Annotated in this window: 12 protein-coding genes; 6 read left to right on the top strand and 6 right to left on the bottom strand. The window is 58.8% G+C overall.

What is annotated here, in order from left to right; translation table 11 throughout:
• Positions 1–15: 15 nt before the first annotated feature.
• The 4 genes from HAQ05_RS13965 to HAQ05_RS13950 are packed head-to-tail and all read right to left on the bottom strand — an operon-like array spanning position 16 to position 3,510.
• A complete protein-coding gene (locus HAQ05_RS13965) occupies positions 16–942 on the bottom strand; it encodes an ABC transporter permease (RefSeq protein ID WP_190421577.1) in 927 nt (308 codons plus the stop codon).
• The gene (locus HAQ05_RS13960) at positions 942–1,790 is read right to left on the bottom strand and encodes an ABC transporter permease (RefSeq protein ID WP_190421575.1); all 849 of its coding nucleotides are present in this window, start codon (positions 1,788–1,790) and stop codon (positions 942–944) included. The genes HAQ05_RS13965 and HAQ05_RS13960 overlap by 1 nt, the downstream gene beginning before the upstream one ends.
• Positions 1,787–2,371 carry an ANTAR domain-containing response regulator gene (locus HAQ05_RS13955; RefSeq protein WP_190421573.1) on the bottom strand — a complete coding sequence of 195 codons (585 nt, stop codon included), beginning with the start codon at positions 2,369–2,371 and terminating at the stop codon, positions 1,787–1,789. Before HAQ05_RS13955 ends, HAQ05_RS13960 begins: the two co-directional genes overlap by 4 nt.
• Complete coding sequence (locus HAQ05_RS13950; protein ID WP_190421571.1) at positions 2,368–3,510, bottom strand: transporter substrate-binding protein; 1,143 nt, start codon at positions 3,508–3,510, stop codon at positions 2,368–2,370. The genes HAQ05_RS13955 and HAQ05_RS13950 overlap by 4 nt, the downstream gene beginning before the upstream one ends.
• A gap of 487 nt (positions 3,511–3,997) precedes the next feature.
• On the opposite strand from HAQ05_RS13950, the gene HAQ05_RS13945 reads away from it, so the two are divergent.
• Together HAQ05_RS13945 and HAQ05_RS13940 are read left to right on the top strand one after the other, a co-directional pair.
• Positions 3,998–4,837 (top strand): class II aldolase/adducin family protein, encoded by an 840-nt coding sequence (locus tag HAQ05_RS13945; RefSeq protein ID WP_190421569.1) that lies wholly within the window; start codon positions 3,998–4,000, stop codon positions 4,835–4,837.
• Positions 4,838–4,931: 94 nt separating this feature from the next.
• Positions 4,932–6,242: an MFS transporter gene (locus HAQ05_RS13940; RefSeq protein ID WP_190421567.1), complete on the top strand. Its 1,311-nt coding sequence runs from the start codon at positions 4,932–4,934 to the stop codon at positions 6,240–6,242.
• 13 nt (positions 6,243–6,255) lie between these two features.
• On the opposite strand, the gene HAQ05_RS13935 is transcribed toward HAQ05_RS13940, so the two are convergent.
• A complete protein-coding gene (locus HAQ05_RS13935; RefSeq protein WP_190421565.1) occupies positions 6,256–7,149 on the bottom strand; it encodes a LysR substrate-binding domain-containing protein in 894 nt (297 codons plus the stop codon).
• A gap of 117 nt (positions 7,150–7,266) precedes the next feature.
• On the opposite strand from HAQ05_RS13935, the gene HAQ05_RS13930 reads away from it, so the two are divergent.
• Together HAQ05_RS13930 and HAQ05_RS13925 are read left to right on the top strand one after the other, a co-directional pair.
• Positions 7,267–8,106, top strand: coding sequence for a class II aldolase/adducin family protein (locus HAQ05_RS13930; RefSeq protein ID WP_190421563.1), 840 nt, complete (start codon positions 7,267–7,269; stop codon positions 8,104–8,106).
• A gap of 90 nt (positions 8,107–8,196) precedes the next feature.
• Positions 8,197–9,504 (top strand): MFS transporter, encoded by a 1,308-nt coding sequence (locus HAQ05_RS13925; protein WP_190421561.1) that lies wholly within the window; start codon positions 8,197–8,199, stop codon positions 9,502–9,504.
• A gap of 155 nt (positions 9,505–9,659) precedes the next feature.
• Here HAQ05_RS13925 and HAQ05_RS13920 read toward each other — a convergent pair whose 3' ends face one another.
• Positions 9,660–10,325: a GntR family transcriptional regulator gene (locus HAQ05_RS13920; RefSeq protein WP_190421559.1), complete on the bottom strand. Its 666-nt coding sequence runs from the start codon at positions 10,323–10,325 to the stop codon at positions 9,660–9,662.
• Between the two features lie 108 nt (positions 10,326–10,433).
• On the opposite strand from HAQ05_RS13920, the gene ilvC reads away from it, so the two are divergent.
• Both ilvC and HAQ05_RS13910 read left to right on the top strand, forming a co-directional pair.
• Complete coding sequence (gene ilvC, locus HAQ05_RS13915; protein ID WP_274603311.1) at positions 10,434–11,507, top strand: ketol-acid reductoisomerase; 1,074 nt, start codon at positions 10,434–10,436, stop codon at positions 11,505–11,507.
• Positions 11,508–11,603: 96 nt separating this feature from the next.
• The gene (locus HAQ05_RS13910; RefSeq protein WP_190421555.1) at positions 11,604–13,154 is read left to right on the top strand and encodes a Rieske 2Fe-2S domain-containing protein; all 1,551 of its coding nucleotides are present in this window, start codon (positions 11,604–11,606) and stop codon (positions 13,152–13,154) included.
• Positions 13,155–13,162: the final 8 nt, after the last annotated feature.

The raw sequence follows: 13,162 nt of genomic DNA, 5'->3' as shown, positions 1-13,162 counted from the left end.
ATTGTGTTGGTAGGTTCAGTGCTGCTTGATGTCGATGCGCGGGTCTACCAGCGGTATCACCAGGTCTGCCAGCAGGTTGCCGAGCACGATGGCGACCGCCGACAGCGTGGTGACGCCGACGATGACTGGAATATCGATCTGCTGGATGGACTGCCAGGCCAGTTGGCCGATGCCCGGCCAGCCGAACACCGACTCGACCACCACCAGGCCGCCCATGAATACGCCAATATCGATGCCGATCATCGGGATCACCGGGACGATGGCGTTGGGCAGTACGTGCACGAAGATGACCCGGGCGCGGCTGAGGCCCTTGGCCCGCGCGGTGCGGATGAAGTCCTGATGCAGAACCTCTATCATCGAGGAGCGGACCATGCGCGAATACCAGCCGCTGCCCAACAGCCCCAAGGTCAAAGCCGGCAGTGCCAGGTGGCTGATGCCGCCATAGCCGCCCAGCGGGAACCAACCCAGTTGCACCGCGAAAAAATACAAAAACAGCATGGCGGCGATGAACTGCGGTGCCGAGACACCGACAAAGGAAAACGCCATTAGGAGCTTGTCGGCAACGCTGTCTCGCCTGAGGGCGGCGAACATGCCCAGGCTAATGCCGATCAGCAACTCGCAACCGATCCCGGCGCCCATCAGTTCCAGCGAAGGGCGCAAGCGCGCACCGATCAATTCGCTGACGCTGGTGCGCTGGATGTAGGAACGGCCCAGGTCGCCCTGGAGCAGGTGCCCCAGGTAACCGAGGTATTGCTGGTAGAAGGGTTGGTTCAGGCCGAGCTGCGCGCGGATCGCCGCCACGACCTCCGGGGTGGCGCTGCGCCCGGCGATTTGCCTCGCGGGGTCGGCCGGCAGCAGGAACAGCAGCAGGTAGGTGATGAAGGTCACGCCCAGCAAAATCAACAGCGCATAGGCGACCCGGCGGCAGATGAACGGTAGCATCAGCGACGCCCCTTGAGTGTGGGGTCGAGTTCGTCGCGCAGGGCGTCGCCGACCACGTTGAAGGCCAATGACAGCAAGATGATCGCCGCCCCCGGAATGAACACCAGCCATGGGGCCGAGGTGAAATAGGTCTGGCTTTCGAAAATGATGTTGCCCCAGCTGGGCGTGGGCGGCTGCACGCCTACCCCCAGATAGGACAACGTGGCTTCCAGCAGCACGGTGGTGGAGATGCCCAGCGTTGCCCACACCAGGATGGTGGGCAGCAGATGCGGCAACAGGTGCGAGAACAGGATGCGCAGCGAACTCGCACCAAGGGTTCGCTCGACCGCGACGAAGTCGCGGGCGCTCAGGGCGACGGTTTCGGCATAAATGACCCGGGCGATCTGTACCCAGTTCACCATCGCAATGACCATGGCGACGATCCACACACTGGGCTGGAATATCGCCGACAGCGCTATGGCCAGCAGCAGTGCGGGGAAGGCCATCATCAGGTCCGTCAAGCGCATCAGCGCACTGCCCAGCCAGCCGCGTACGAACCCGGCGGTCAAGCCCACCAGCGTGCCGATCAACACCGCCAGGCCGTTGGCCAGCACGCCGATGAACAGCGAGGTGCGAGCACCGAATATCAGCCGCGAGAGCAGGTCGCGGCCGAGTAGGTCGGTGCCCATCCAGTAGGGGGTGGCAGGCGCTAGAGGCGCGCCTTCCAGCGACAGCCCCTCGACGAATTGTTCGTCCGGGTCGAAGGGGCTCAACCAGGGCGCCAGTACCGCCAGCAACACCACGGCAACGATGAATAGCAGTGATAGCGCCACAGCAGGCCGGCGCAGCAGCGCCTTGAGGGTGGTCATGCACGGCCCTCATCGCGCACCGCGAGGATGTCGATGCACAACGCCTCGATGGGCCGGTTGAGCTGCATCGACAGGCTGCGCAAACGTTCGTAGGCGGTCGCTTCGTCGATGTGTTGGCTGACGATCATACGTGCCAGCGCCTGGGCCAGCACGGGCCGTTGTGCCAAGCGCCGGTGCAGTTCGGCGAGTTGTTCGGCGTCCGCCCGTTGCCGGTCACGCAGCCCTACCGCCATCATCAGCGTGGTGTACACCGAGCCTTGGGTGATGGGCTTGTTGAGCAAGGCGGTCGCACCCAATTGCAGCGCCCGATGGATCTGCGAGAGCGTTTCGTGTGCGCTGAGCGCGATGATCGGAATGGCAGCGGCATTGAGTGCCTGCACCGTTATCGGGCTGGCGAAATGCTCGATCTCGAGAATGGCGGCGAAGCAACCCTCGGTGTCGCAAGGCGCGTCCTGATGCAGAGCCTGCCCATGGATGCCCAGGCGTTGCAGGCTTTTGCCAAGGCTGGCCTGGCTACGCTCGTCACAGTCGATCAACAGCAAGTGGCCTTTTTCCAGCGAGGGAAATACACGTGCTTTCATTTGACGATCCTCAAGCGTGCTGCGCTGGCGTACCGCGTGACCATGCCGGCCTGCAGATCCGTAACGGTCAGATAAGGGTCGGCTGCCAGGGGCTGTGCCGCCGAATGCAAAACATGGAAGCGCCCTTCGCGCAGCTCGGCGATATGGCTGGCCAGCGCGCTGTGATGGTTGCGCGGCGATAGGCTGAGGGTGCCGAGCACGCTGCCCATGGGGTGGCGGAAAAGGTGCGCGCAGATGGCCGCAGGGGTTGGGTCGGCGCAGGCCTGTAGGGCATCGGCGAACAGTTGCAATGCTGCATAGGCCCCCGTGTAGTAATGCGAGCAGCAGCGCGGGCCATGGCGCTGCTGGCGGGCGCAGAATGCCGGGTTCAGTGTTTCGAAAAAAGGCCCACACGAGAGCAGGCGCAAGGCGTGCATGGGCCCCACCGCGCCAAGTTCGGCTTCGGTCAGGTTGCAACTGAGCACTGGCAGGCGCAGCCCTTGCCCGGCACACGCTCGGTCCAGTTGCTGAAGGAACGCATAGGACGACTCACCCACCAGGTTGTTGAGTACGAACGCCGGGCGCTCTTGCATCAGCGCCTCGATCAACGCCTCAAAGCCGGTGGCGCCTAGGTGCCAGTATTTTTCGCCTAATACTTGGGCACCATTGGCCTCCAGCACTTCGCGGGCAATCCGGTTGCTTTCCCAGCCCCACACATAATTGGAGCCCAGCAGGAACGCCCGGCGGCCGAAATGGGCCAGGGCATAGCGCAATAACGGCAGCAACGTCTGGTTGGGGCAGCCACCTAAGTACAGCACGTTCTCGCTGCTTTCATAGCCTTCATAGGGGCTGGAGTACCAAAGCAGGGCGCCATGCTGGTCGAGGTCGGGAATGATTTCCTTGCGGCTGGCTGAAAGCGTGGTGCCGAAGATATGCCGCACCCCGGCGGCCAGTAGTTGCTCGGTACCGCGGCTGTACGCGGCCGGCTCGCCCTTGGGGTCAACCACGAGGGCTTCGAGGCGAACGCGGCGGTGGGCATCGGCGTTGATTTCCGCCAGCGCATCCTCCAACCCCTGCAATGCGCTGCGGCCCATGCGGCGATAGGTACCTTCGGTGGACAACAGAAAGCCGACAGGGACCACGGGGCGAGCATCCCGCATAACCACCTCCATAAAAAAAGCCCGATCGACCCGGCAAGGGGTTGATCAGGCTTCGATACCTGGCGCGGTCGAGCGCGCATATGTTGGCAAGGCTTACAGACTCAAGTCCGGCTTGCAGGATGGCAGAAAATATACAATAAGCGTGCCATGGCGGGCGAGCGGCTTTATAAGCGTCTGTATCATCGCAGGGCCGCTTGCGCCGCCCTGTAATGGCGCCATTGCCACGCTTGTGCATCAAACAAGTGCCAACCCGATCTGTGCATCGGGGGTATGCGCTCGCCATTCTGGGAACGGCCTCAGATACAAAGAGAGTATTACGCCCTGCCACCCGGCATGGCCTAAGGCCCGCCAACACGTACCTTCACAAACCGATGATTTATTCTGAGGCTGAATTAAATTCGGCCTGGGATGAAAAGGCTTCGTTTGTCAAGGCGGTGGGCACTCGCGACGATAGAGCCATCCCCAACAAGAACGTGAGGTTAGCCCTATGGACACTGTTCTCAAACTTGAGCCTACCGCCAACGGTAAACCGCGAATCTCGATTTACCAGCCTGAGCAAGAAGGCCTTATCTTTCCAGAAATGCCTGACTTCACAAGCTTTGAGCAAGAGCGCCAATACCGTAAGCAGCACTTGGTTGCCGCTTGCCGCGCATTTGCCGCGCACAGCCTGGACTATGGGTTTGCTGGCCACCTTACCGTGCGAGATCCCGAGTTTCCAGAGCTGTACTGGACGAACCCCATGGCTGTTCATTTTTCCAAGGTCAAGCTGTCGAACCTGATTTTAGCCGACCACCAGGGTAAGGTGGTCCAAGGCGAATACGCGATCAACCGCGCAGGTTTCGTTCTGCACGCGGCGGTACACGAAGAGCATCCGGACATTGTTGCGATGTGCCACGCCCATACCATTTATGGGGGCGCTTGGGCAGCAACCGGCCGGCCTTTGTTGCCCATCACTCAGGATGCCGCGGTCTTTTTTGAAGACCATGTGGTGATCACCGCTGAAGCCGGGGCCGTTGCGGTTGAAACCAAAGCGGGCAACTCGGTGTGCGGTTCGTTTAAGAACGTACGGGCCGCGATTCACCAGAACCACGGTTTGTTGACCGCGAGCCGGCATAGCATTGACGAGGCGGCGTTTTGGTTCATCGCTTTGGAGCGCTGCTGCCAGCAACAACTGCTGATCGAGGCCGCGGGTATCGAGCCCAAGCTCGTAACCCCGGAGCGTGCTCGCTACAGCCGGGAGAATGTCGGCAGCCCATACATCGGCTGGCTTCACTTCCAAGCGCTGTACGACAAGATCGCTACCGAACAGCCAGACATGTTCTCGTAATACCCCAGCGGGGTGCCGCTCCTACGGCGGTGCCCCACGCCTGGATCTGTTCTGCCGTGGTAATCCAAAACAATAAATACCAGGAGATAGGCAAATGCCTGAGGTGCTCAACGCTTCGTATGCGGCCGAAAAAGAAAGTACTGAAGCTCACCTATACGCCAGAGTGACGCTGAGACTCGTACCGTTTTTATTTCTTTGCTACGTGTTCGCCTACCTGGATAGGGTGAACGTGGGTTTTGCCAAGTTACAGATGCTGGACGAGTTAGGTTTCAGTGAAACGGTCTATGGCTTGGGCGCCGGTATCTTTTTCTTGGGCTACTTCATCTTCGAGGTGCCCAGCAATATTATGCTTCACAAGGTCGGTGCGCGGCGCTGGATCGCCAGGATCATGGTGAGTTGGGGCGTGCTATCGGCCTGTATGGTATTCGTGCACACCGCCAGCCTGTTCTACGTCCTGCGATTTTTCCTGGGCGTGGCAGAGGCAGGCTTTTTTCCTGGCATCATCGTTTACCTCACGTATTGGTTCCCGCCCTCGCGGCGCGGCAAAATCACCGCGATGTTCTTGACCGGTATCCCCATGGCAGGCGTGCTCGGTGGGCCGTTGTCTGGCTGGATCATGGCGTCGACCCATGGCATGCAAGGGTACTCGGCATGGCAATGGCTGTTTTTCCTAGAAGCCATTCCGGCCATCATTGCGGGGATCTCTGTGTTTTTTTACCTGCGCGATAACCCGGCGGACGCGAAATGGCTTAACGCGGATGAAAAAGCCACATTGGTGCGAAACTTGGAGGTGGAAGGTAATCCTGCCCATCATCACCAGTCGGCGTTTAGTGTGTTCCGCAATCCGAGGGTGTGGGTACTTTGCCTGTGTTACTTCGGCATTATGATGGGGCTCAATGGAATCACGTTCTGGCTGCCGTCACTGATCAGGAATTCGGGTGTTCAAGACGCTGCGGCGGTATCGCTGCTAACCACTATCCCCTATGCGTGTGCGACCGTCGCCATGATCATGACCGGCCGCCACTCAGACATTCGTGCAGAGCGCCGCTGGCATGCCGCCGTGCCGGCGATATTGGGTGCTTTGGGGTTGGTACTGGCAACCCTCGCCAACCACAACCCCCTCTTCACCGTTGCGTTTTTGTCTCTGGGCGCGATGGGGGTGATGACCGGGATGAGTCAATTCTGGTGCCTGCCTCCGGCTTTCCTGGGCGGTGTGGCCGCTGCCGCGGGTATCGCGATGATCAACTCGGTCGGCAACCTGGCCGGCTTTCTCAGCCCTTACCTGATCGGGTGGGTGAAAGACCTGACCGGGTCCACCAGCATCGCACTCTACTGCATTGGTTTTGCATTGGTGTGCGCGGCGATCATATGTTTGCTGATGCCCAAGGTTATGGTGAACCGCTGAGCACGTGGCCGGTTTATGACGTTGCGATTTGCTTCATTAACCACGCCTTGAATCGCTCTATTTTGCGGCTGCCTTTCATGGCGGCGCGGTAGCACAAGAAGTGCATTTGCCGTTGTAACGGTGGCTGTTGACCGCTCAGGGCGATCAGGCTGCCGTTTTTTAGCTCCACTTCGGCCAGGCGGACCGATTCGAGCGCTATGCCCAAGCCATCAGCCGCTGCGGACAACACCAGGGCAGCTCGATCGAACGAGAGCCCTCTGAGGTTCGCTGGTTCCTGAAGGCCTTCATGCTGGAACCAGTCATTCCAGCCGACAGGGCTTAACTGCGAGTCGATCAGGCACCTGGGTTTGAGCGTCTGGGTATGAAGCATCCGCGAAGCGTCGTAGCAGTGAGGTGAAGCTAGGGGGGCGATCGTTTCCAGGCCGAGGGGCTCAGCGGTAACACCCATTCGCTCGATCGGCCTGCCATAGGTAATCGCCACATCAATCTCTTCGTGGCGCGTCAGCTCCGGTGGCGTGGCGCTGGAGGTCAACCTGATGTGCAGGGGGTTAGGCTCACTGACCAGCCGTGCAAGCCGGGGCGACAGCCATTTTGCCGCAAAGCTGGGCGCGCAATGCACGGACAGCGTCAATAGTTCTGCATTGGGCATCCATGGCGTAAACGCCGATTCCAAACCATCCAAAGCGGCAATCAAGCGCTGGGCCAGCGCCCGGCCTTGGGCGGACAGCTCTACCGAGCGAGCATGCCTTTTAAACAGCTCAACACCCAACGTCGTCTCAAGGTTTCGGATTTGGTGGCTGATAGCGGAGGAAGACAAATGCAGTTCATCTGCAGCCGCGGCAAAGTTTTCGAGCCGGGCCGCAGCCTCGAAGGCACGAATGGATGCATAGTTAGGAATTCTTCTCATTATTATTAAGGTAAGGCTGAATTCGATTCAACGTTGGGTTAATACGCTTCGTTTGTCAATCGCTGGACGGGGGCCGACTATCAAGTACCACACAATAACAATGACGAGGTGGACGCCATGGATCCCTTGCTACGGATCGACCCCGCTGGAAATGGCAGAAGGCGCATTTCTATTTATCAGCCTGAGCAACAAGGCCTGATATTCCCTGAATTACCCGATTTCAAAAACTTCGAAGAAAACAGGCAATACCGTAAAAGGCACCTCGTGGCTGCCTGCCGTGCGTTTGCTATGCACGCGCTCGACTATGGCTTTGCCGGCCATTTGACGGTGCGCGATCCAGAGTTCCCCGAGCTGTACTGGACAAACCCCATGGCTGTGCATTTTTCAAAAGTTAAAATGTCTAACCTTATCCTGGCAGACCACCTGGGCCAGGTAATCGAAGGTCACTATGCGGTCAACCGCGCCGGTTTCGTGCTGCATGCTGCGGTGCATCAAGAGCATCCCGACATTGTCGCTATGTGCCATGCCCATACTATTTATGGCGGTGCCTGGGCCGCCACTGGCCGCCTGCTGCCGCCGATTACTCAAGATGCTGCCGTGTTTTTCGAGGACCACGTCGTCATCACCGCAGAGGCCGGCGCCGTTGCGGTAGAAACCAACGCCGGCCACTCGGTCGCGGGCTATTTCAAAAACGTTCGCGCGGTGATTCATCAAAACCGCGGGCTGCTCACGGCTAGCCGCCATAGTATCGACGAAGCGGCTTTCTGGTTCATCGCACTGGAGCGGTGCTGCCAGCAACAACTGATGATCGAGGCCAGTGGTATCGCCCCCCAGCAGGTGACCCCGGAGCGGGCACGGTACAGCCGGGAAAACGTTGGCAGCTCTTTTATCGGTTGGCTGCACTTCCAACCTATTTATGACCGGATCGTGGCCGAACAGCCTGACCTCTTTTCTTGATGGTGCGGCGGTACCTGCCGTTCAGCCGGTACCGCCGAAGCGCAACTCACAAAGCCTGACAAATAACAACAAGCGTGTGGAGATCTGCTCATGTCCAATGCCCTTGGGGCGACTTACGCCGGTGGCGACACCCGTGCGGAGGCGCCGTTATATGGCCGCGTCACACTTCGGCTCATTCCTTTCCTGTTTATGTGCTATGTATTTGCCTACCTGGACAGGGTTAATATCGGTTTCGCAAAATTACAAATGCTCGATGAGTTAGGGTTCAGCGAAACCGTTTATGGCCTGGGCGCGGGTGTTTTCTTCTTTGGCTATTTCTTATTTGAAGTTCCCAGTAATGTGGTATTGCACAAGGTGGGCGCTCGCCGCTGGATCGCCCGTATCATGATCAGTTGGGGCATCCTCTCGGCCTGTATGATGTTTGTACAGACGCCGACGGTGTTCTATATCATTCGCTTCTTTCTCGGGGTGGCGGAAGCGGGCTTCTTCCCAGGGATCATTCTGTACCTCACCTATTGGTTCCCGCCGTCTCGCCGGGGCCGAATCACCGCGATGTTCATGACCGGTATCCCTATGGCGGGTGTAATTGGCGGGCCGTTGTCTGGCTGGATCATGGCAACCACCCACGGTTGGCATGGCTATTCGGCATGGCAATGGCTGTTTTTGCTGGAGGCGATTCCATCGACCCTTGCCGGTATAGCCGTGCTTTTTTACCTGCAGGATAAGGTCGATGACGCGCGTTGGTTGAGTGCGGCAGAGAAGGAAACACTCAAACGTAACCTCGCCAACGAGGGCGGTGGCGCTGAGGTCCATTCCATGTTCGGCGCATTCCGTAACCGCAGGGTATGGGTCATGAGCGCAGGTTATTTCGGCTTTATGATGGGGCTTTACGGCATCAGCTTCTGGCTACCCTCCCTGATCAAGAGCTCGGGTATCCAGAGTGTGCCAACTGTAGCGCTGCTCACCACCATTCCTTATGCGTGCGCTACGGCCGCTATGATTTTCACCGGCCGAAGTGCCGACAAGCATCGGGAGCGCCGGTGGCACGCAGCGGTACCGGCCCTGCTAGGTGGGTTGGGCTTGGTGCTCAGTACGCTCACGGTTGGCCATCCGCTGATAGCGCTGGTTTTTCTGTCGTTAGCGACCATGGGCATCATCACTGGGCTGTGCCAGTTCTGGTGCTTGCCACCGGCATTCCTGAGCGGCGTGGCGGCCGCGGCGGGGATCGCAATGATCAACTCGATTGGCAGCCTGGCAGGCTTTATCAGCCCTTACATGATCGGCTGGGTCAAGGATATGACCGCGTCTACGAACATTGCGCTTTACTGCATCGCCGGCTCGCTGGTGTTTGCCGCGTGTATCTGCTTGGCATTGCCGAAGGCCATCGTCAACCGCTAGCGTGGTGTTTCAGACGTTCGCACAAGCATTGACCTGTGAATTTGCTGCCCGCCCGGTGCCTCGCCGGGCAACAGCATTCAGGCATCAATCGGTGTGCGAACTTGTGAGGCAGGAATACCTTAAGGCCGGCGCTCTGGGGGCGCCGTCGTTTTTAATTAGGCATTAAGCAATAGGCGAAGCCGTTCAGTGAGGTTTTCCCGCGCATGGGTGGTGTGTACGTCGGTGAGCTCGCCCGCACGCAGTACGTCACCGCAGGCGATGGCTTGGGCGATCGCCTCATGCTCATCCCAGATGGCCTGGCGTTGTTCGGCATACTGCAGCACTGCCCCCATCGCACGGCGTAGATGCACCCAATACACCTGCGCGCTTTGGGCAATCAGCGGGTTGCCGGAGGCTTCATAGATGGCATTGTGAAAGGCCATGTCGGCGTCAATCATCGCCTTGATGTTTTTACCCCGGGACAGTACCCGCCCGCGCTCGATATAGCTACCGTCAAGCTGGAAACATTGGGCCGCGGCCATCTTGGCCGCGAGGTTGTCCAGCGCGCCACGGATCAAATACAGGTTATTGGTCGACTCCACGGTCAGCGGGGTAACCAGCACCCCGCGGCCCGGCGCGTCTTGTACCAGCCCATCTTTCTTGAGCAGCCGTAGCGCCTGCAATACCGGAGAGCGCGAAACCTGCATCTGTTCCGCAATGTCTTCCTGGGTCAGCCGGGTGCCGGGCGCAATGGTGCCGTCGCTGATGGCGTCCAATAGCACCTTGTACACCTCATCGACATAGTCGATGCGCGACTGAACCCGCTTTAGCTTCACCGTCATGGATTGACCTTGCCGAACTGCGGCTTCATCTGTGTAGAGCTGCATTGTCCATGATCTCCTCCGAGGTTCAAATTTTTCCTTGACAGCGCCTGAGTGTAAGTCAAGACTTTGAACTCTGTATACAGAAACCCAAGTACAGAACACAATAATTCGAAAGGGCATGACATGAAGCTTTTTTACGACAAAGACGCCGATCCGAGCCTCCTGCAAGGGCGCCGTATCGCCATCATCGGCTACGGGGCTCAGGGGCACGCCCATGCACAAAATCTGCGAGACAGCGGCCTTGAGGTGGCGGTGGGCCTGCGTGACGGGTCTACTTCGGCGAAAAAAGCCCAGGCCGCCGGGCTGGCGGTAATGTCTGTCGCAGAGGCGGTGATGCAAGCAGACCTGGTGATGTTGCTGATTCCCGACGAGCTCATCGCTGAGGTGTATAAAGCATCAGTTGAACCCTCGCTGCGCAAAGGTGCGACGTTGGCGTTCGCCCACGGTTTCAACATTCACTATGGCCAGGTGAAGCCCCGGGCTGACCTCGATGTGGTCATGGTCGCGCCTAAGGCCCCTGGGCATACCGTGCGCTCAACCTATCGAGAAGGCCATGGTGTCCCGGCGCTTATCGCAGTTGAACAAGACTCGTCGACACACGCACGCGACTGGGCGCTGGCGTATGCCTGCGCCATTGGCTGTGGCAAAGCCGGCATCATCGAAACGAACTTTCGTGAGGAAACCGAAACGGACTTGTTTGGCGAGCAGGCTGTGCTATGCGGTGGCACGGTGGAGCTCATCAAACTTGCTTTCGAGACACTGGTTGAAGGGGGCTACTCGGCTGAACTGGCTTATTTCGAGTGCCTTCACGAGCTCAAACTGATTGTCGACCTGATCTACGAGGGCGGCATCGGTAACATGAATTACAGCATTTCCAATAACGCCGAGTTCGGCGAGTACCTCAGCGGCCCGAAAATCGTACCGCCCCAAACCAAACAGCGGATGCGTGAACTGCTGTCGAGCATTCAATGCGGGGAATATGCAAAAGCCTTCATTTTGGAAAATAAAGCTGGAAACCCCACCCTCACGGCACGTAGAAGCCAACTGCAGCGTCACGCTATCGAGGTGGTTGGCGAACGGCTGCGCGAGATGATGCCGTGGATCAAGGCAGGCGCCTTGGTCGATAAAGCCATCAACTAGCAGTACCCCAGCGGTAAGCAACATTGCGTTCAAACAACATGTATACAGAGTTCAGGACACTGGCCTCATGTATCTGACAATAAGCGAGGCAATGAAATGACCGAGAAACGTGATAAGCATGATGAACAACGCAGCGCCGGTAGCGGTAATCCCTCGACCCAGAAAAAGCTGATCGCTTACGGTGGTTATTACACCAACAAGACCCCGGCACATGACCCAGAGCTGACTGAAACCGGCCCCGGTACCCCCACGGGGGAGTACATGCGGCGGTTCTGGCAACCGGTGTGTATGTCCCTGGAACTGTCGGACACGCCGCGCTTCCTGAAAATCATGGGCGAAGAGCTTGTGGCGTTCCGAGACGGCAGCGGCCAAGTCGGTGTGCTTCACGCCCATTGCGTGCATCGAGGTGCCTCGCTCGAATACGGCGCCATCCAGCAAAAGGGCATCAAATGCTGCTACCACGGTATGGTATTCGACGTAGACGGCGCCTGCTTGCATGTGCCGTTCCCCGCGGGTGAAGAAAAAGATGGCGAGAAGTACGCCTGCTCGATTCGCCAAGGGGCCTACAAAGCCTTCGAACGTCACGGGTTGGTATTCGCCTACATGGGCCCGCCCGAGGAAGAGCCGCCGTTCCCTGAATGGGAGCAAGACTTCACCGTGATGGAGGGCGACGAGTTGGTGCCGTACAGCAACTTCCAGCACTGCAACTGGCTGCAGGTGCAAGACAACGCGGCCGATAACTTTCACCCCACAGCCCTGCACGCGGCTAAGAATGTGGTGGGCGGCAAATTCCAAGGTACCACCTTCGACGAGGTGGGCGCGGCGTCCATGGAAGTCGCGCCGGACATGCAGTTTATTCCGGTGCATCAGGGTCGTAGCTTGGCGTGTGCCGGCGCGCGGCGGGTAAATAATGAGCGCATGTTCCTGCGTATCCAGCACCAGGTGCTTCCAAACCTGAGCCTGCATGCTTACACGTCTGAAGATGGCGCCCGAAAAAAGCTGTTCAGTCGCTTCCACATCATTCGCTGGACGGTACCGGTTGATGACCAGAACAGCAAAATGATCGGCTGGCGGGTAATGGGGCCAGGCATCGATACCCGCGGCGTCGGCGATAAGAGCATGGTCGGTTACGAAACCATCGACTTTCTCGAAGGGCAGGTCGCCATGCGCCGGCCCGAGCGTTTCGGCAAGTATAAACTTGAGGACATTCCGCCGATTCCGTCGAACCACCGTGAGCGCCACGATTACAAGGCCGCGCAGTATGCCCCTGGCGACTATGAAGCGATCATTAGCCAGCGGCCGATTGCCGTGCATGCCCTGGAGAACCCGACCAAGTTCGACGCCGGTCTATACGCCTTTCGCAAGATGCTCCGGGACGCCGTGCGCGGCACTAACGCGCAGGCTGCCGCCCAAGGCTTCGCCCAATGGCTGCGTGACATGCACGGTGCCCCGAACAGCTACTGCACGGGCAACGTTTTCAACATGCCGATTGCGCAAACCAGCGAGCAAGAAGTGGCAAACCGCCGCAAACTCGCCCGCGAGGCCGTGGCGATTCTGACCCAGGCTGACTCACTGCGAGGGCAGGCGCGCGCTGACTTTGTGCGTGAGCGCTTCGAAGCGCTGGAGCAGAGCTTCCAACAACAATAAGAACGAGG

Source organism: Pseudomonas typographi, from assembly GCF_014694385.1.
Taxonomy (GTDB): domain Bacteria; phylum Pseudomonadota; class Gammaproteobacteria; order Pseudomonadales; family Pseudomonadaceae; genus Aquipseudomonas; species Aquipseudomonas typographi.
This window is presented reverse-complemented; position numbering and strand designations above follow the sequence as displayed.